This window comes from Leeia oryzae DSM 17879, from assembly GCF_000376945.1.
GTDB classification, from domain to species: Bacteria; Pseudomonadota; Gammaproteobacteria; order Burkholderiales; family Leeiaceae; genus Leeia; species Leeia oryzae.
This window is the reverse complement of record NZ_AQXU01000020.1, coordinates 192,951-210,822: the sequence shown is the minus strand read 5'-3', so window position 1 is coordinate 210,822 and position 17,872 is coordinate 192,951. Positions and strand designations below refer to the sequence as shown.

General features: G+C 55.5%; 17 protein-coding genes. 9 read left to right on the top strand and 8 right to left on the bottom strand.

Features of this window, described 5'->3' with window-relative positions:
• Positions 1-176: 176 nt before the first annotated feature.
• The 7 genes from F552_RS18730 to edd form a co-directional block, all read right to left on the bottom strand.
• Positions 177-821 carry a HugZ family pyridoxamine 5'-phosphate oxidase gene (locus F552_RS18730; RefSeq protein WP_018151118.1) on the bottom strand — a complete coding sequence of 215 codons (645 nt, stop codon included), beginning with the start codon at positions 819-821 and terminating at the stop codon, positions 177-179.
• Between the two features lie 11 nt (positions 822-832).
• The gene (locus F552_RS0107505; protein ID WP_018151117.1) at positions 833-1,588 is read right to left on the bottom strand and encodes a DeoR/GlpR family DNA-binding transcription regulator; all 756 of its coding nucleotides are present in this window, start codon (positions 1,586-1,588) and stop codon (positions 833-835) included.
• Between the two features lie 152 nt (positions 1,589-1,740).
• A complete protein-coding gene (gene aspS / locus F552_RS0107500) occupies positions 1,741-3,549 on the bottom strand; it encodes an aspartate--tRNA ligase (protein WP_018151116.1) in 1,809 nt (602 codons plus the stop codon).
• Between the two features lie 72 nt (positions 3,550-3,621).
• On the bottom strand, positions 3,622-4,302 hold the full coding sequence (locus F552_RS0107495) for a DUF502 domain-containing protein (RefSeq protein ID WP_018151115.1): 681 nt from the start codon (positions 4,300-4,302) through the stop codon (positions 3,622-3,624).
• A complete protein-coding gene (locus F552_RS20340) occupies positions 4,293-4,595 on the bottom strand; it encodes an FmdB family zinc ribbon protein (RefSeq protein WP_083917446.1) in 303 nt (100 codons plus the stop codon). Before F552_RS20340 ends, F552_RS0107495 begins: the two co-directional genes overlap by 10 nt.
• A 138-nt stretch (positions 4,596-4,733) precedes the next feature.
• Entirely contained in the window at positions 4,734-5,357 is a 624-nt protein-coding gene (gene eda, locus F552_RS0107485) for a bifunctional 4-hydroxy-2-oxoglutarate aldolase/2-dehydro-3-deoxy-phosphogluconate aldolase (protein ID WP_018151113.1), read from the bottom strand.
• Between the two features lie 29 nt (positions 5,358-5,386).
• Complete coding sequence (gene edd / locus F552_RS0107480) at positions 5,387-7,201, bottom strand: phosphogluconate dehydratase (protein WP_018151112.1); 1,815 nt, start codon at positions 7,199-7,201, stop codon at positions 5,387-5,389.
• A 311-nt stretch (positions 7,202-7,512) separates the two neighbouring features.
• On the opposite strand from edd, the gene zwf reads away from it, so the two are divergent.
• The 7 genes from zwf (at position 7,513) to F552_RS0107445 (ending at position 15,016) form a co-directional block, all read left to right on the top strand.
• Positions 7,513-8,973 carry a glucose-6-phosphate dehydrogenase gene (gene zwf, locus F552_RS0107475; RefSeq protein WP_211208246.1) on the top strand — a complete coding sequence of 487 codons (1,461 nt, stop codon included), beginning with the start codon at positions 7,513-7,515 and terminating at the stop codon, positions 8,971-8,973.
• 6 nt (positions 8,974-8,979) lie between these two features.
• Positions 8,980-9,666 carry a 6-phosphogluconolactonase gene (gene pgl / locus F552_RS0107470; RefSeq protein ID WP_018151110.1) on the top strand — a complete coding sequence of 229 codons (687 nt, stop codon included), beginning with the start codon at positions 8,980-8,982 and terminating at the stop codon, positions 9,664-9,666.
• A complete protein-coding gene (locus F552_RS0107465) occupies positions 9,656-10,687 on the top strand; it encodes a glucokinase (RefSeq protein ID WP_018151109.1) in 1,032 nt (343 codons plus the stop codon). Before pgl ends, F552_RS0107465 begins: the two co-directional genes overlap by 11 nt.
• A gap of 75 nt (positions 10,688-10,762) precedes the next feature.
• Complete coding sequence (hexR, locus tag F552_RS0107460) at positions 10,763-11,611, top strand: transcriptional regulator HexR (RefSeq protein WP_018151108.1); 849 nt, start codon at positions 10,763-10,765, stop codon at positions 11,609-11,611.
• 2 nt (positions 11,612-11,613) lie between these two features.
• The gene (gene pgi, locus F552_RS0107455) at positions 11,614-13,269 is read left to right on the top strand and encodes a glucose-6-phosphate isomerase (protein ID WP_026182490.1); all 1,656 of its coding nucleotides are present in this window, start codon (positions 11,614-11,616) and stop codon (positions 13,267-13,269) included.
• Between the two features lie 266 nt (positions 13,270-13,535).
• Positions 13,536-14,405 carry an NADPH-dependent 7-cyano-7-deazaguanine reductase QueF gene (gene queF / locus F552_RS0107450; protein ID WP_018151106.1) on the top strand — a complete coding sequence of 290 codons (870 nt, stop codon included), beginning with the start codon at positions 13,536-13,538 and terminating at the stop codon, positions 14,403-14,405.
• 65 nt (positions 14,406-14,470) lie between these two features.
• Positions 14,471-15,016: a GAF domain-containing protein gene (locus F552_RS0107445; RefSeq protein ID WP_018151105.1), complete on the top strand. Its 546-nt coding sequence runs from the start codon at positions 14,471-14,473 to the stop codon at positions 15,014-15,016.
• A gap of 7 nt (positions 15,017-15,023) precedes the next feature.
• Here F552_RS0107445 and F552_RS0107440 read toward each other — a convergent pair whose 3' ends face one another.
• The gene (locus tag F552_RS0107440) at positions 15,024-15,812 is read right to left on the bottom strand and encodes an AraC family transcriptional regulator (protein ID WP_018151104.1); all 789 of its coding nucleotides are present in this window, start codon (positions 15,810-15,812) and stop codon (positions 15,024-15,026) included.
• A gap of 94 nt (positions 15,813-15,906) precedes the next feature.
• Here F552_RS0107440 and F552_RS0107435 point away from each other — a divergent pair, with 94 nt between their 5' ends.
• Positions 15,907-16,716 carry a sulfite exporter TauE/SafE family protein gene (locus tag F552_RS0107435; protein ID WP_018151103.1) on the top strand — a complete coding sequence of 270 codons (810 nt, stop codon included), beginning with the start codon at positions 15,907-15,909 and terminating at the stop codon, positions 16,714-16,716.
• A 58-nt stretch (positions 16,717-16,774) separates the two neighbouring features.
• Positions 16,775-17,872: a 6-phosphofructokinase gene (locus tag F552_RS0107430; protein WP_018151102.1), complete on the top strand. Its 1,098-nt coding sequence runs from the start codon at positions 16,775-16,777 to the stop codon at positions 17,870-17,872.

Below are 17,872 nucleotides of genomic sequence, written 5' to 3'. Positions count from 1 at the left end.
TGAAACGACGTAGCGCCGATGATAGTGAGCATTGCGCTTGTGAAAGTAGGACACTGCCGGGCACCCCACAGGAAGCCCCTGATCTGACGATCAGGGGCTTTTTACGTTTGGGACGGGGGAATAGCGGGCCGGGAAAATGAATGGCAAGGGTTGCCCATACATCCCTCATAGTGGCCTTAGGTCAGTGTGGAGAGGATCTGACGCGACCAGGCGGCGAAGGCTTCAGGGGCGAGGAGTGGGGATGGTGTACTCACGCGTAGGTTGGTGTCTGTGGAGGTAGACAGGTTCAGACCGTAGGGATCGAGGGTGAGGAGCGTCCATCCTGTCGTGCGCTGAAGTTCGGTGAGCAGTTGCCGGGACTCCTCTGGGGAAAAGCCTGGGCAGTCGGCAAGGTAGGTGGTGCCGGCTAGCCAGCCCATCTGGCCGAAGCCGGCGATGAAGCGCAGGGCTTGCGGGAGGAAGCGGTAGAAGCGGAAGCCGCCCAGGCTCAGGTATGCATTGCTCTCTGGTAACAGCTTAGTGAATCGGTCCAGTTCGTCGAGCGTTGGGTCAAAGGGGGTGGCGGTGCCTATCAGCGTTAGCCGGGTGGTGGTTTTATCGCCTTGCTGTGTGATGAGCAGGCTTGCATTGGGTGATGCCTGGAGGTTTTTGGTGTGTTCAGCGAGGTGGCTGATGAGGAACACCGGGCAGCCGGTGTGATCGCTGCAGATGGGCACCCAGGAGGCGTGTGGAAAATCTGGCAGGTAGGTGGAGTGGGTTGCGAGGGTTGCTTCTCTTGCTGCCCGTACAAAATATTGTGCAGTGCTGGCTGGAATTTTCATGCTGGCTCAGGTTAAGCAAAAATAATGTGTGGAACTGCTTGGGCAATTTCTTGCAAAGCGGGGTTTTCTTTGGCCTTCTTATTGGTAATCAACTGGGTAATGTCTTTGAGTGCGCAGTACTGTGCCCGACTGCTTTGTCCAAGTTTGCTGTAGTCCGCCAGGATGAGTCGGGCTTTTGATTGTCTGGCCATGGCTTGGGCCAGTTCTGTTTCTTGGTAATCATAGTTGCACGCACCCTGAACCACATCCAGGGCGACAGGTGATAGCAGGGCCAGATCAGCCTTGTATTGGTAGATTTCTGCAATTGCTTTACTACCGATAGTCGCTGGTGCCCTGTGGTTGATATTACCCCCCAGCACAATGATTTCTATGTTGGGAGCGCTACGTAATTTTAGGGCGGCATCAAAAGAATTGGTGATGACGGTCACGCCGCCTATTTGTGCTAGTTCTTCTGCCAGAATGGTGGTGGTAGTACCTGCATCCATGAAGAGGGTTTGGCCTGGCCTGATAAAAGGCAGGGTGGCTCTGGCGATGTCTCTTTTGTATTGAACCCGGCTCTGTGCGCGTTCTGCAATCGGGGCTTCATCTTCTGTCTGGATAATGCCGCCGTGGACTCTTTTTAGCAGGCCTTGCTGCTCCATGGCGAGTACATCGCGCCTGACGGTCTCTCGGGATACATTCAGGGTCGAGATGATCTGTTCAATCGAAATGCGCTGCTGTGCGGAGAGTAATGCCTTGATGCGCTGATGACGCTCTTCTTGCCACATGAGCTGATAATTCCTTGATTGAGCTGAATAAAACGTTATGAGGCATCATACCAAGTTAGGCATCGGTTAGAGAGTTATGTAGGGAATTTTTGACAAAAAAAGGCCACTAGCATCTGCTAGTGGCCTTTTTTAATGGCTTGGGTGCGACCGTGTTATTCGGCTGCTGCCAGCTGCGGTGGATTGCGCAGTTTGATGTGCAGTTCTCTCAGCTGTTTGTCGTCTACCGAGTTTGGTGCGCTGGTCAACAGACACTGGGCGCGCTGGGTTTTCGGGAAGGCGATGACGTCACGAATGGATTCGGCACCGGTCATCAGTGTTACCAGACGATCCAGACCAAATGCCAGGCCACCATGGGGTGGTGCGCCGAACTGCAGGTTATCCAGCAGGAAGCCAAATTTGTTTTGGGCTTCTTCAGGTGTGATCTTCAATGCATCAAAGACTTTCTTCTGTACGTCTGCTTTATGAATACGCACTGAGCCACCACCGATTTCCCAGCCGTTCAGCACCATGTCGTAGGCTTTGGCCAGGCAGGCGCCAGGGTTGCTGGTCATCAGGTCTTCATGACCATCTTTTGGTGAGGTGAACGGATGGTGACATGCTGTCCAGCGGTCATCTTCTTCGTCGTATTCAAACATCGGGAAGTCAAGCACCCACAGCGGACGCCATTCTTTCACGAAGTAACCATTGGCTTCACCACGCTCGTGGCCGATCTTGATACGCAGGGCACCGATTGCTTCATTAACGACTTTGGCTTTGTCTGCACCAAAGAAGATGATGTCGCCATCCTGAGCTTCTGTGCGGGCCATGATTTCATTCAGGGCATTCACAGACAGGAACTTGACGATTGGAGACTGTAGGCCACTACTTTCGTCGTTGGTGATCTTGGTTTTGTCGTTTACCTTGATGTAAGCCAGACCCTTGGCACCGTAGATGCCGACAAACTGGGTGTAGTCATCGATTTCTTTACGGGAGAGGGATGCACCATTTGGTACGCGCAAGGCGACAACACGGCCATTGTGCATGTCTGCTGCACCGCGGAAGACCTTGAATTCTTCTGTTTTCATCAGGTCTGTCAGTTCGGTGAACTTCAGGGTCACACGAAGGTCAGGCTTGTCTGAACCATAGTAGTACATGGCATCCTGATAAGACATGCGCGGGAATTCGCCAAGATCAACACCGATGGATTCCTTGAAGGTGTGGCGAGCCATGCCTTCGGTGATGTCCATGATCTGGTTTTCGGTCAGGAATGAAGTTTCCAAGTCGATCTGGGTGAATTCTGGCTGGCGGTCTGCACGCAGATCTTCGTCACGGAAGCATTTGGTGATCTGGTAGTAACGGTCGAAGCCAGCAACCATCAACAGCTGCTTAAATAGCTGAGGGGACTGTGGCAGGGCGAAGAATTGGCCATCGTGCACGCGGGACGGCACCAAGTAATCGCGCGCGCCTTCTGGCGTGCTGCGGGTCAGCATCGGGGTTTCAACGTCGATAAAGCCTTGTGCGTCCAGATAGTTACGGATCAACATCGCGACACGGTAGCGCAGACGCAGGTTTTTCTGCATGGCAGGGCGACGAAGGTCCAGTACGCGGTAGGTCAGACGTGTATTTTCTGACAGGTTGTCATCATCCATCAGGAACGGTGGGGTCACTGAAGGGTTCAGTACCTCGATTTCATCGGCGATGACTTCGATGGCGCCGGATACCAGATTAGGGTTTACGGTACCTTCTGGACGTGGGCGAACGCGGCCGACAATCTTGAGTACGAATTCGTTCCGGACGGTTTCGGCAACGGCGAAGGTAGCTGCATTGTCCGGGTCGCATACGACCTGAACCAGGCCTTCACGGTCGCGCAGGTCAATAAATACAACGCCACCGTGGTCACGACGACGGTGTGACCAGCCATAAAGGGTGACAGTTTGTCCCAGGAAACGTGTATCTACCAATCCGCAGTATTCGGTACGCATGTTGATGTATGTCTTTCGTTTGTTTGTATGTGTGTTCGGTTAATTCTGACTGACGGGCCGCCTGTTGAAAAATCAGGGTGTGACGGTTTTGTCTGTCTGGATGATGGTTGGCGCATGTTTTGGCGCGACAACACCCATCGAAATAATGTATTTCAGTGCTTCGTCAACGGTCATGTCCAGTTCTTTGGCCGCTGCCTTGGGGACAATCAGGAAAAAACCTGAGGTCGGGTTAGGCGTTGTGGGCACGTAGACGCTGATCATGTCTGGTGGCAGCAAGTCTGCTACCTGTCCTGATGGCGTTCCGGTCTGGAAAGCGATCGTCCAGCTGCCCTGATGCGGATACTGCACCAGAAGTGCTTTGCGGAATGCTTGTCCGTTACTGGAAAACAGGGTGTCTGAGACTTGTTTTACGCTATTGTAAATGGTCTTGAACACTGGGATGCGGCTAAGCAGGTTTTCCCACAGGGTGTAGATGCGCTTGCCCAGGATATTTGAGACCGTCACGCCAGTGAGTAGCAACACTAGTAGCGTGATGATGACACCTAAGCCGGGTAGTCCTTTGACGTTGAGGCCAATCACGGGGATCTGGAAACGGATCAGGGTTTCTGGTTGCCATTGTTCTGGTAACCAGTGAAAAATGCCATCCAGTGTGCCCACGATCAGCTGTAGCACCCACAAGGTGATGACGAGCGGGACCCAGATGAGCAGGCCTGTCAGCAGGTAGCGACGTAGCGATAGGAAGGTCAAGCGCATCCACCTGCTCCGCATGCGGGGGTAGCAGCGCTTTCTGTGCTGGAAGCACTGCTGGTGGTGGTTGCTGATGTGGATGACGATCCTGATGCAGGTGTGCTGGCGGAGCCAGAGCCACCACGGAAGTCGGTTACATACCAGCCTGAGCCTTTCAGCTGGAAGCCGGCGGCAGTGAGTTGCTTAGAGAACGTGGACTTGCCGCATTCTGGGCAGTCTGTCAGTGGTGCGTCAGATATTTTTTGCAAAACGTCTTTGGCAAAACCGCAGCTGTTACAGCGATATGCATAAATCGGCATGATCAAAACCTCTAAATCACAAGTGCAATACAAACCTGTAATTATACCTGATTTTGGTGAGGGTTGATGTAAAACTGGTGGTTGACGTGGTTTTTTTGCGGAAGAAAAAAGCCTGCTGTGCAAGCAGGCTTTGGGTGGTTATGGACGCAGTGCGCTGGCTTCTTGGGCAAGGCGGGTGATTTCGGCCCAGTCTTGCCTGGCGATGGCATCTTTAGGGGTTAGCCATGAGCCGCCAATGCACACGACGTTTGGCAGTTTCAGGAAGTCTGGTGCGGTTTGCGGGGTAATGCCGCCGGTTGGACAGAACTTGATTTCTGGCAGCGGACCACGAATGGCATCCAGCAGTTTTACGCCACCGGCAGGGACGGCTGGAAACAGTTTCAGGACTTCAAAACCTGCGTCACGAGCGACCATGGCTTCTGACGGTGTCATGACGCCTGGCAGGAAAGGAAGGCCGCTTGCCTTGATGGCGTCAAGGAAGGCGGGTGTGCTACCCGGGCTGACGCCAAAACTGGCGCCTGCGGCGATCACGGCATCCAGCTGGCTGGCTTTGGTGATGGTGCCCGCACCCAGAATGGCGCCGGGGACTTCTGCCTTGATGATTTTGATGGCTTCCAGTGCTTTGGGTGTCCGAAGTGTCACTTCGAGCGTGCGGATGCCGCCAGCGACCAGTGCATTGGCAAGCGGGATGGCTGTGTCTAGATCGTCGATGACGATGACGGGCATCACGGTGGTGGCGGCAATAATTTGATCTAGATTCATGTCGTGGTCTCGCTTGCGTGTGCGGTGGCTTAATCGTTGAAATTGAACGTGAGGGCGCCGGATTCTGCGTTGCTGGCGTGGTGTCTCATGCCGGTAAATAGCTCGCGACCAAAGCCGAACTGGTTCTGGCTGAGATCCTGAACGGCGATCTCGCGTTGTGACCAGATGTCTTCCGGGACTTCTGCCGTGACGACGCCTGCTTCGGCATCGAGCGTGATTATGTCACCGTCTCTGATTTTGCCCAGGGCGCCACCAGACAGAACTTCGGGGCTCATGTGGATGGCGGCGGGTACCTTGCCGGATGCGCCGGACATGCGCCCGTCGGTCACCAGTGCGACCTTGAAGCCACGCTCTTGCAGGACGGCGAGTGTCGGTGTCAGTTTGTGCAGCTCTGGCATGCCATTGGCGCGCGGCCCCTGGAAGCGGATGACGGCTACAAAGTCGCGCTCCAGTTCGCCACGTTTGAAGGCGGACAGGAGTTCGTCTTGATGGTTAAAGACGATAGCGGGTGCGGTGATCTTGCGATGTTCTGCTGCAACAGCAGAGACCTTGATCACGGAGCGGCCAAGGTTGCCTTTGAGTAGACGCAGTCCACCGTCCGCGCTGAATGCAGAAGCGACAGGGCTGAGTACCGTTGGGTCGCCGCTAACCTTGGTGCCTGGTTTCCAGGCCGCCTGGCCGTCTACCAGATGAGGTTCCTGGGTGTACAGGTGCAGGCCGCTACCGACGACGGTTTCGACATTGTCGTGCAACAGGCCGGCATTGAGCAGTTCGTTGATCAGGAAGGCCATGCCGCCAGCGGCGTGGAAATGGTTTACATCGGCTTTGCCATTAGGATAAACGCGAGCCAGCAGAGGAACGACGGCTGACAGGTCATTGAAATCGTCCCAGTTGATCTGGATGCCGGCTGCATGGGCAATGGCCGGCAGGTGGATGGCGTGGTTGGTGGAGCCGCCGGTGGCGAGCAGGCCAACAATGCCGTTAACGATGGCTTCAACCGTGATCATGTCGGCCAGCGTCTTGCCTTGTTGTGACAGTTTGACCGCCTGCTGAGTGGCTGCCTCGGTCAATGCTTTTCTGAGTGGCGTGCCGGGCGTAATGAATGCAGCGCCTGGCATATGCAGGCCCATGATTTCCATCAGCATCTGGTTACTGTTGGCGGTGCCGTAGAAAGTACAGGTGCCTTCACTGTGGTACGAGCCCATTTCGGATTCCAGCAGGGCGTCTCGGCCTACTTTGCCTTCTGCATACAACTGGCGCACTTTGGCTTTTTCTGAATTGGCGATACCGGAGGTCATCGGACCGGCCGGGACGAACACGGCGGGTAGATGGCCAAAGCGCAGTGCCCCAATCAGCAGGCCGGGAACGATCTTGTCGCAGACACCCAGATACAGGCCGGCATCAAATACCTGATGTGACAGGGCGATGGCGGTGCTCATGGCGATGATGTCGCGGCTGAACAGCGAAAGCTCCATGCCTGGCTGGCCTTGGGTGACGCCATCGCACATGGCGGGCGTGCCGCCGCCAACTTGTGCGGTTGCGCCAATAGCGCGTGCGGCTTCTTTGATGATGTCCGGGTAGTTTGCGTAGGGGTGATGCGCGGACAGCATGTCATTGTAGGAGGTGATGATGCCAACGTTTGGCGCTTTTGCGGCTTTTAGCGTCAGCTTGTCGTTCTTTGGCATGGCGGCGTAGGCATGCGCTACGTTGGTGCAGGAGACGTGGTCCCGCGTGGTGCCGGACAGTCTGGCGGCCTGCATGCGGGCCTCGTATTGAGACCGGCTTTGCTGGCTGCGTTGTTTGATCCGGTTGGTAACATCGATGAGCGTTGGGTGCAGGGCCATGATATTGATCTCTTGTAGGATTGTTACATTTAACGCCACGTTGCCGGTGTATGTCAAGGTGAATTTTGTTCAATAAATATCAATATATTGCAGGATTGTACGGGGGTTGATGTTGTACTGGACATTGTGAAATTAAATTAGTAGTATTGTTACATTGACTGTCTGGCTGGGTTGTCATCGGGGTGTGTGGCGCGCGTGGCGCCTGCCTTGTTCTGATCCGGATTTGACGGGCCGCGGGTAGCGGTAGAGTATTCCAATAAAGAGTCACCACCCTGCGTGGCTAATGATGACTGCAAGAGAGGATGTGCGCTGTGACAACAACTCAATCATTTAATATGGTGTTGTTTGGAGGTACTGGTGATCTGGTGATGCGAAAGCTGCTGCCAGCCTTGTATCAGGCGCATCGATCTGGCAGTTTGGGCCCGGGACGGATTCTTTGTCTGGGCCGTCGCGATTTTTCTCAAGACGATTATCACGGGCAGGTGAGCGCGAAGGCGCGCGAGTTCCTGCCCAAAGCGGACTGGTCTGATGCGACCTGGGCCGAGTTTGCCAATCGTATTCATTATGTGCGGATCGATGCGGAAAATGCAGATGATTATCCGGCCTTGAAAGAGGCCGTGAATGCAGAGTCCGCAGAGGTCACCGTTTACTACCTGTCGACCAGCCCGTCCCTGTTTACTGGTATTTGCCAGAATCTGGCCGCCCAAGGCATGAACGGTGACAATGTCCGTGTGGTGCTGGAGAAGCCGCTAGGTCACGATTTGCAGTCCAGCAACGATATTAATCAGTCTGTCGGCAAGTATTTCCAGGAACGCCAGATTTACCGTATTGACCATTATCTGGGCAAAGAGTCGGTTCAGAACCTGATGGCATTGCGGTTTGGTAACGCATTGTTTGATCCGCTATGGCGTCGGGAATGGATCAGCGATGTGCAGATTACCATTGCCGAAGAAGTGGGCATTGAAAAGCGTGGCGGGTTTTATGACCACACTGGTGCGCTGCGAGACATGGTGCAGAACCACTTGTTGCAAATGCTGTGCTTTGTGGCCATGGAGCCACCGTTTAATCTGGATTCGGACGCGATTCGGGATGAGAAACTGAAAGTACTGCGTGCGCTGGTGCCGTATACCAATGAAGACGTGCTCACCAAAACGGTGCGTGGCCAGTACAAGGCGGGGGCATCCCGCGGCCAGCCGGTGGTGGGTTACCTGCAAGAAGAAGGAGTGCCCGCGGACAGTACAACGGAAACCTTTGTGGCCTTGCGTTGTGAAATTGCCAACTGGCGCTGGGCCGGTGTGCCGTTCTTCCTGAGAACCGGCAAGCGCATGGCTGACCGTCTGGCAGAAATCGTGATTAATTTCCGCGATGTGCCGCATCAGATTTTCCCGGCACCGGGTGGTATCAGTTCACCCAACAAGCTGGTGATTCGCCTGCAGCCAGAAGAACACATGAAGCTGTATTTCCTGGCAAAAGCGCCTGGCGACAATATGCGCTTGCAGCAGGTGCATCTGGATCTGGATTTTGCCGCCAGTTTCTCCATCCGCCGTGCAGAGGCCTATGAGCGCCTGCTGCTGGATACCATTCGCGGCAATCTGTCTTTGTTTGTGCGTCAGGATGAACTGGAGCAGGCCTGGAAGTGGGTAGAGCCGATCATGAACGTGTGGGCGCAGGACGGTAGTTCGCCAAAACCTTACACGGCCGGCACCTGGGGGCCTGCGGCGTCTTCTGCTTTGTTGTCCCGCGACGGTTTGTCCTGGCACGAAGAGGCATAAGCGATCATGACGTTCCATGAATTTGCAGATACCCGACAGCAGGCCGCTGCGCTGGCAGAGGCTATGGCGGCGACATTGAAAACGCATTTAAGCATGCATGAGAAGGCCGTGATTGCCGTGTCGGGTGGCAAGTCGCCCGTGCCTGTCTTTGAAGCGCTGCGCAAGACGGACTTGGACTGGTCCCGAGTGGTCGTTACGCTGGTAGACGAGCGCTGGGTGCCAAATGACCATGCCGCCAGCAATGAAGCGCTGGTCAGGCAGCATTTGCTGCAGGAAAACGCAGCCGCAGCCACTTTCGTGCCGATGTATAACCACGCAGCCTCTGCCAAAGCGGCGGAGGCGGATTTGAACACCGTGTTTGCCGATTTGCCGTTGCCTTTTGCGCTGGTTGTGCTTGGCATGGGGGATGACGGACATACCGCCTCTCTGTTCCCGGCTAGTCCGGCGCTGGATGCTGGCCTGGTGGCTGATGCGCCGTTGTGTCTGGCGCAGGTAGGGGCCGTTGAACCTACGGAGCGGATGAGTTTGACGTTGCCGGCGATTTTGAATGCCGGACGGGTCTTCTTGCAGTTTGCCGGCGAGGGCAAAAAGGCGGTATTTGATCTGGCCAGCCAGCAGGCCGAAAAACGCTGGCCAGTGAGTTTTGTGCTGGCGCAGTCATCCACACCGGTGGAGGTGTTCTATGCCCGGTAAACAGAAACCCTGGCTGATTGCGGACATTGGCGGGACCAATGCCCGGTTTGCCTTGTTTGACCACGATCTGACAGCTGCGCCCGATACTTTCCGCGAGGAGCAGGTGTTGCCGACCCGTGATTATCCGACCTTGCGCGACGCCGCAGAGGCCTATCTGCAGCAAGTCGGTATGGCGGCACCGGCAGACCGTCCGGACTATGCGGCGTTTGGCATTGCCAACCCGATTGCCGGTGATCTGGTACAGATGACCAATCACAGCTGGCGGTTTTCGATTTCCGGTTTGCAGGCAGAGCTGGGTCTGAAGAAATTATTGATGCTGAATGACTTTTCGGCACTCGCGCTGGCCTTGCCACACTTGAGCAAGGAAGAAACCGTGCAGGTGGGTGGCGGAGACAAAGTCCCGGACACCGCCATTGCGCTGCTGGGCGCAGGTACGGGCTTGGGTGTATCAGGCCTGGTGCCTAATGGCCACGGCGGCTGGGTGGCTTTGTCCGGCGAAGGCGGGCACGCCACATTCTCGCCCTTTAACGAGCGGGAGCGAGCCATCATGGACTTTGCGCAAACCCGGCTGGGTGGACATGAGCCGCATGTGTCGACAGAGCGTTTCCTGTGTGGCGGTGGTGGTGAAGAGCCAATGGGCCTGACGCTGATCTATGAAGCCGTGTGTCATCTGGATGGTGTACCGCATTTGAACTACAGCCCTGCGGATATTTCGACGCTGGGGGTATCGGGTGCCGATGTACAGTGCCGGGAAACGATTGATCTCTTCTGCGCCATGTTGGGGACGGCTGCAGCCAACCTGACGTTGACGCTAGGCGCGCGGGGCGGTTGCTTTATTGGTGGTGGGGTCGTGCCCAGACTGGGAGATTATTTTGCCAAATCGCCATTTCGTGCCCGCTTTGAGGCAAAAGGCCGCTTCTCCGAATACTTAAAAGCTGTACCTGCATTTGTAATTCATGCTAAATATCCGGCCTTTACGGGTGCGGTTGCCGCACTTCAGCAATTTGTGCGAGAGCAATAAGGGCGAGACCAGGATAACCCGCGGTTGTCGTGCAGGAAACGGGTACTCGTCACACAACAAATAAGGGAGAACGCTGTGCTTAACCGGATCAACCATCAGCTAAATAATCTGCCCAAGGCAGAACGCCTGGTGGCACAACAAGTGCTGGACCAGCCAAGATGGGCTGTCGAAGCACCGGTGGCCGAGATTGCGCGTGTGGCCCAAGTCAGCCAGCCCACCGTGATCCGTTTTTGTCGGAGCCTGGGGTGTGACGGCTTGTCAGATTTTAAACGCCGGCTGGCCAATAGCCTGGCCAGTGGCGTGCCGTTTGTACACAGCAGCGTGACACGCGATGACTCGGTGTCCGATTTGTCTGCCAAGGTATTTGATAACACGATTTCTGCGCTACTCAAATGTCGTAACGATTTGTCTGCACAGGCGCTGCAACAGGCGATTGCCTTATTGTCGGATGCCAAACGGATCGAATTTTATGGGCAGGGTAATTCCGGCATTATTGCCCAGGATGCCCAGCACAAGTTTTTCCGCTACGGCGTACCGACCGTTGCTTATTCTGACCCGCACGTCCATCGTATGGCGGCAGCGGTGCTAAGCGAAGGCGATGTGGTGGTGGTGGTGTCTGCCAGCGGCCGTTCTACCGATATTCTTCATTCTGTTCAAATGGCGCTCTCTGTTGGCGCCAGTGTGATTGCGATTACGCCTTCCGGAACCCCCCTAGCGAAACTGGCCACGGTCACCCTTGGCGCAGATGCACAGGAAGACGTCGAAGTATATGCACCCATGCTGTCCCGTCTGGTTCAGCTGGTCATTATTGATGTGCTAGCGGTGGGGGTCGCGCTCAAGCGTGGGCCACAAGCCATTCTTCAACTGGAAAAAGCAAAACGTAGCCTGAAAGAAAAACGGGTGAAAAACGGGGAAGACGTCTGATCATGTCCAAATTAACAGAAACCCAATCATGGCAAGCTCTATGGGCCCATTTCCGGGAACAGAGTCATTTACACATGCGTGACCTGTTCCGCGAGGACGAAGCACGTTTTGACAAGTTTTCGCTACAAGTGGGCGGGATTCTGCTGGATTATTCGAAGAACCGCATTCTGCCAGAGACCATGCAATTGCTGGTGAAGCTGGCCGAAGAGCGTGGCATGAGCGAACGCATTGCCGCCATGTTCAATGGCGAGAAAATCAACTTTACCGAAAAGCGTGCCGTGCTGCATGTGGCGCTTCGGAACCGGACCAACAGCCCGATCCTGGTCGATGGCGAAAACATCATGCCCAAGGTGAACGCCGTGCTGGACCGCATGTGTGCCTTTGCGCACAGCGTCCGTGCGGGTGACTGGCTGGGCTATACCGGGCAGCCGATTACCGATGTCGTATCGATTGGGATTGGCGGTTCAGACCTCGGGCCGCAGATGGTGTACGAAGCCCTGAAACCGTATGCCCATCCACGCATGCACATGCACTTTGTGTCTAACGTGGATGGCAGCCAGATTGCCGAAACGCTCAAAGAAGTGCATCCGGCCACCACGCTGTTCGTGATCGAATCCAAAACCTTTACCACCCAGGAAACCCTGACCAATGCCAAGACGGCGCGCGAATGGTTTCTGGCCGCAGCCAAGGATGAAAAGGCGATTGCCAAGCATTTTGTCGCCGTGTCTACCAACCGCCAGAAAGTCGTCGACTTCGGGATTGACCCGCAAAACATGTTCGAATTCTGGGACTGGGTGGGCGGACGTTTCTCGGTCTGGTCATCCATCGGCTTGCCGATTGTGCTGGCGCTGGGGCGTGACCATTTCTACGAGCTGCTCAACGGCGCCCATCTGATGGATCAGCATTTCCGCAACGCGCCGCTGGAAAAGAACATGCCGGTGCTGCTAGGCTTGTTGGGTATCTGGTACATGAACTTCTATGGTGGTGGCTCGCACGTGATTGCCCCGTACGACCAGTATCTGCATCGCTTCCCGTCCTATGTGCAACAGCTGGACATGGAATCGAACGGCAAGCAGGTCAACCGGGATGGTGAACGGGTAGACCATGAAACGGCACCGATTATCTGGGGTGAAACCGGTATCAACGGCCAGCATGCCTACTACCAGTTGTTGCACCAAGGGACGCATATTTCCCCAATCGACCTGATTTGTTCGATTGACAGCCGGCACTCCATGCCTGGCCACCATGACATTCTGTTGTCCAACGTCTTTGCCCAGGCGCAGGCCTTCATGCAAGGCAAGACCGCCGAAGAGGTTCGCGAAGAACTGGTGGCGCAGGGGCTGCACGGCGAAGAGCTGGAACAAATGATCCCGCACCGGGTCTTTGACGGTAACCGGCCAACCAATACCATCTTGCTGTCGACCCTGGATGCAAGAAATCTGGGTGCGCTGATTGCCTTGTACGAGCATAAAATCTTCGTCCAAGGTACAATTTGGGGTATCAACTCTTTCGACCAATGGGGGGTGGAGCTCGGCAAGCAACTTGCCAAGAAAATCCATGTCCAATTGATGGAGGGGAGTGATGTCTCTGAACATGACTGCTCTACACGTAAGCTGATCGAATACTATCGACGGTTTACCAAATCCGGCAAAGCGTGATTTTTACAAGACGTTAACCGGAGCGCCGCTTTCGGGGGGCTGACGATATCCGCTGTCAGCCTTTCCGTTTTTGGGGAGGGTGTTGTCCCGTAGGCGAATGGTGCCATGGGGGTGCACATTCGCCTGTTTTTTTCAGGTGTTACCCTGCTGGTTGCCTGTGTCCATTCGGTGGACGCTGGCGGCAAGAGAACGTGCTGACCGGATGAATCACGCAGCCTTGTGTGTTAGCATCTGTCATATAGACGTTTTCTTGTGGTAACCATCTCATGTCATCCAATATCGATACACCTTCGCAGATTCCTGAAGCTTCTCCGCTCGGCAAAGCCGTTACTTACTGCGACCATTACAACCCGTCGCTGCTGTTTCCTATTCCGCGTCAGCAAAAGCGTGACGAGATTGGCGTTGCCGCGGGCAAACTGCCTTTCATGGGGGTGGATATCTGGAACGGTTACGAGCTTTCCTGGCTGAACAGCAAAGGTAAACCGCAGGTGGCGCTGGCCGTATTCACCATTCCGGCCGATTCGCCTAACCTCATCGAATCCAAATCCTTCAAACTGTATCTCAACAGTTTTAACCAGACACGGCTGGACAGTGTGACTGCCTTGCGAGAGTTGCTGGTGAAGGATTTGTCACAAGCGGCCGGTGCGTCGGTCGGGGTGCAGATTCTGGGGGTAGACCGGTTTGAGGGGCAGAAACTGGCGGAGCTACAGGGGCACCTGATTGACGTACTGGATATCGAGGTGGACCAGTATTCACCCAATCCGGACTTGCTCGGTTTGCAACTATCGGCAGAGGAAGATGGCGAAGCCCCGGTGGAAGAAACGCTGGTATCCAATTTGCTCAAATCCAACTGCCTGGTGACTGGCCAGCCTGACTGGGGGAGCGTGCAGATTCATTATGTCGGCCAGCAGATCAACCATGAAGGCTTGCTGCGCTATCTGATCGGCTTCCGCCAGCATAACGAGTTTCATGAACAGTGCGTGGAACGGATTTTTACCGACATCATGCGCCAATGCAAACCAATCAAGCTGTCGGTTTACGCCCGCTATACCCGACGCGGCGGTCTGGATATCAACCCGTTCCGGACCAATTTCCCGCAAGGGCTACCGGAAAATACGCGCACAGCCAGACAATAAGTCACTATTCTGTTAGCATATCTGCATGGTGGTGATGCAGGTACAGGCATCAAACAGGAGACGAGATGATGGAACAGCATGCCCCCGCAGTTTTTCAGGAACAATTGCAATCGCTTGTCCGGGAACTCCGGCAGCTTAAAGGTGGCGATGCGTTGTTGCCGCTCTTGGCTGAGCGTGCCTGCCCCTTGTTGGGGGCCGATCGCCTGACGGTGTATGTGCTGTCTGCTGATCAGGACTCGATTATCGCCACCGTCAAAACCGGTCTGAACGACGCTCTGGAAATCTCCTTGCCGGTTTCTGAACAGAGCATTGCCGGTTACTGCGCCCTGCATCGGCAAAGCCTGAATATTGCCAATGCCTATGATGCCGCAGAATTGGCGCGCTATAGCCCGGATTTGCAGTTCCGTGCCGAGATCGATCAGCAAACCGGCTACCAGACCCGGCAGGTATTGGCTTGTCCGATCCTTCGTCCGTCTGACCAGCAACTGGTTGGTGTGCTGCAACTGATCAACCAAAAGCATAACCTGCCATTTCCCTTGCTGGTGCAGGATGGCGCCGCCAAATTGTGCCATGCCCTTGCCGATATCCTGAGTCCATCCCAATCCGCCTGATGCCAGCTTAATCGGCTGTGTTCCGTTGCCACCGCAGATACACGCTCGGCGCGTAGCCAGTTAGCCGTCGGAACATGGTGGTGAACGCGCCGGGGTGCTCAAACCCCAAATCCAATGCAATCCTTGTAATGGCTTCTCCATTGATCAAGCGCGGCAGCGCAGATAACACGCATGCTTGCTGTATCCATTGCTGAAACCCGATGCCTGTGTGCTGCCGGAAGTGGCGGCAGAATGTCCGTCGGCTGAGATTGAGCCGGGTATACCAGACGGACATGGGTTGATGAATGTCCGGTTGCTGTATGAATTGCAGGCAGAGTTCTGACATGGCCGGGTAGTTGGCTGGTAGCGGCAAGTTCAGGTCTGCGTGTGGCATGCGTGGCAGTTCTGCCAGCAGCAGCCCCATCAAATGGGTTTCACGGATATGGTGCGTGTAATCTTGCCGGAGCCTGGGTGCTTCAATCAACAGTTGATGTAGTAACTGACTCACGTCAATGACCGTGCAGCGGGCAGGCATAAGCGGCTGCGCATCAGGCCGTATGTACAGGCTGCAGGTCGTGACTGCGGTTAGCATGCTGACAGCGTGTTGTGTCCCGGCAGGAATCCAGACCGCACGGTGCGGCGGAACAATCCAGCTTCCATCGGCCGTTATGACCTTCATCATGCCGTGAGCTGCAAATAAAAGCTGATGTCTGAGATGCTGGTGCAGGGACAGTTGATGCCCTTGGGGGTAGCGGTTTTCTATGGCCAGCACATCTTCTGGAATATGTTCCCAGTCACTGGCGAGGACTTGTTCCATATTGGCACTTTTAAATCATTGATTGGCTTATTGTAGCAAGAGTGACGACCCACAAGCCATTAAGCTGTGCTTTTGCTTGAGGCAGGGGTGAGTGATGGTGTGGCTGGGGTTATGGGTTTGCGGGATGCTGACGGGGATAACGTCCATTCTGTTTGGGTTTGGCGGTGGATTTGTACTGGTTCCGTTGCTGGCGTATGTCTTGCCATTATTGCTCGGCGACGCCACGACAGGATATTTGCATCTGGCCATCGCTACCGCGACGCTGGTGATGTGTGGCAACGCCAGTCTGGCAAGCTGGGTGCAATGGCGTGCTGGCAAGCTGGCAAACATACCTGTCAGGTTACTCGTCTGGATTGCGTTGGGTGCCACATTGGGCGCATGGGCTGGCATGCAGTTGAGCGCCCGTTACCTGAAGGTGGCATTTCTGGTGTATCTGGCATTTTCCTGGCTGGACGCCGTATGCCGGCCGGGATTCTTGCATCGCAAGCGTGAATTGCAAAATGAGGGTTTGTTTGCCGCGTGTTGGCTGCAGTTACCGATTGGACTGGCGGTGGGGAGTATCGCCGCCATGCTAGGGGTGGGCGGAAGCGTCATGACAACACCGTGGCTACGCCGGCAGGGGTATGCCATGCAGCAAGCAACCGCCATGGCGAACCTGCTCAGTTTGCCTGTTGCCATGGCCGGTAGCATGGTATATCTGCAAATGGCCCCTGCAGGACGAGCAGGGTCGAGCGGCTTTATTGCCGGGGCTATCTACTGGCCCGCCGCCATTATCCTCATGTGTAGTGCAGGTCTGGGTATGCAAGTGGCTATTCGGCTTTTACCGAGGCTGCCGGATAAATGGCATGCGTATGGTTATCTCGGGTTGCTGGGGGTGGTGATTCTGGCGATGGTGTTTGTGTAACCATCCGGTAAGTGATAGCGTATTGGCATGGTATTTACTTTGTGAATGAGAGCTTCATATGAATCAGCCAGCCTGTATCGGTATTCTGACGGGCGGGGGGGACTGCCCCGGTCTTAATGCGGTCATCCGGTCGGTTGTCCAGACGGCGGTACGCCACTATGGTGCCAGGGTCTTGGGGATTGAAGATGGTTTCGAAGGCTTGGTAGAAGGGCGGATGCGGGAGCTGACCCTATCCAATACGGAAGGGATTTTGCCGGATGGCGGCACCATCCTGGGGACGTCCAACAAAGGGGACCCGTGGCATTATCATCAGACGCAAGCGGATGGCAGTGTCGTTCTGGTGAATTGTGCTGACCGGATGCTGGCCAATGCGCGCGCCTGGGGGCTGGATTGCCTGATTGTGGTGGGTGGAGACGGTACCATGCAGCTGGCCGGCAAATTTGCCGAGATGGGGATCCCGATTGTAGGGGTGCCTAAAACCATTGATAACGATCTGGCCGCCACAGACCAGACGTTCGGGTTTGATACGGCGACTGCCGCAGTGTGCGAGGCGCTGGACAAGCTGGCAACAACCGCATCGTCACATCACCGGGTCATGGTGGTGGAAGTCATGGGGCGGAGCGCAGGCTGGATTGCTTTGTGGGGTGGCCTGGCAGGGGCTGCCGATGTGATCTTGTTGCCGGAGGTCGACTGGGACTGGGCGCCCGTGTGTGACAAGGTGAAAGCCCGCCATGAAGAGGGCATGCGCTATTCGCTGCTCTGTGTGGCAGAAGGGGCCAAATTGCCCGGGAAGGGTGAGCAGATTCTGATTCGGGACGAGCGACTGACCGACCCGGTCCGCTTGGGCGGGATTGGCAGTGTTGTCGCCAGAGAAATCGAGGCGCGTACCGGGCTTGAGGCGCGTGTCACCGTCTTGGGGCATTTGCAGCGAGGCGGTTCGCCCACCAGTTTTGACCGGGTGCTGTCGATCCGTTTCGGGACGTTGGCCGCGGCGTGCGCCTGTACTGGCAAAACCGGAGTGATGGTGTCACTGAAAGGCGCCGAGGTGGTCACGGTACCGATTACGGATGCTTTAGCGCCCCGAAAAGTGATCCCGGTAGATCACCCTGTATTGCAAATGGCCAGACAACTGGGCGTGTGCCTGGGGGATATCTGA

Excerpts from the sequence above, each read along its gene's own strand:
- F552_RS18730 (WP_018151118.1), bottom strand. The coding sequence starts at position 821 with ATGAAAATTCCAGCCAGCACTGCACAATATTTTGTACGGGCAGCAAGA.
- F552_RS0107505 (WP_018151117.1), bottom strand. The coding sequence starts at position 1,588 with ATGTGGCAAGAAGAGCGTCATCAGCGCATCAAGGCATTACTCTCCGCA.
- aspS (WP_018151116.1), bottom strand. The coding sequence starts at position 3,549 with ATGCGTACCGAATACTGCGGATTGGTAGATACACGTTTCCTGGGACAA.
- F552_RS0107495 (WP_018151115.1), bottom strand. The coding sequence starts at position 4,302 with ATGCGCTTGACCTTCCTATCGCTACGTCGCTACCTGCTGACAGGCCTG.
- F552_RS20340 (WP_083917446.1), bottom strand. The coding sequence starts at position 4,595 with ATGCCGATTTATGCATATCGCTGTAACAGCTGCGGTTTTGCCAAAGAC.
- eda (WP_018151113.1), bottom strand. The coding sequence starts at position 5,357 with ATGAATCTAGATCAAATTATTGCCGCCACCACCGTGATGCCCGTCATC.
- edd (WP_018151112.1), bottom strand. The coding sequence starts at position 7,201 with ATGGCCCTGCACCCAACGCTCATCGATGTTACCAACCGGATCAAACAA.
- pgl (WP_018151110.1), top strand. The coding sequence starts at position 8,980 with ATGACGTTCCATGAATTTGCAGATACCCGACAGCAGGCCGCTGCGCTG.
- F552_RS0107465 (WP_018151109.1), top strand. The coding sequence starts at position 9,656 with ATGCCCGGTAAACAGAAACCCTGGCTGATTGCGGACATTGGCGGGACC.
- pgi (WP_026182490.1), top strand. The coding sequence starts at position 11,614 with ATGTCCAAATTAACAGAAACCCAATCATGGCAAGCTCTATGGGCCCAT.
- queF (WP_018151106.1), top strand. The coding sequence starts at position 13,536 with ATGTCATCCAATATCGATACACCTTCGCAGATTCCTGAAGCTTCTCCG.
- F552_RS0107445 (WP_018151105.1), top strand. The coding sequence starts at position 14,471 with ATGATGGAACAGCATGCCCCCGCAGTTTTTCAGGAACAATTGCAATCG.
- F552_RS0107440 (WP_018151104.1), bottom strand. The coding sequence starts at position 15,812 with ATGGAACAAGTCCTCGCCAGTGACTGGGAACATATTCCAGAAGATGTG.
- F552_RS0107435 (WP_018151103.1), top strand. The coding sequence starts at position 15,907 with ATGGTGTGGCTGGGGTTATGGGTTTGCGGGATGCTGACGGGGATAACG.
- F552_RS0107430 (WP_018151102.1), top strand. The coding sequence starts at position 16,775 with ATGAATCAGCCAGCCTGTATCGGTATTCTGACGGGCGGGGGGGACTGC.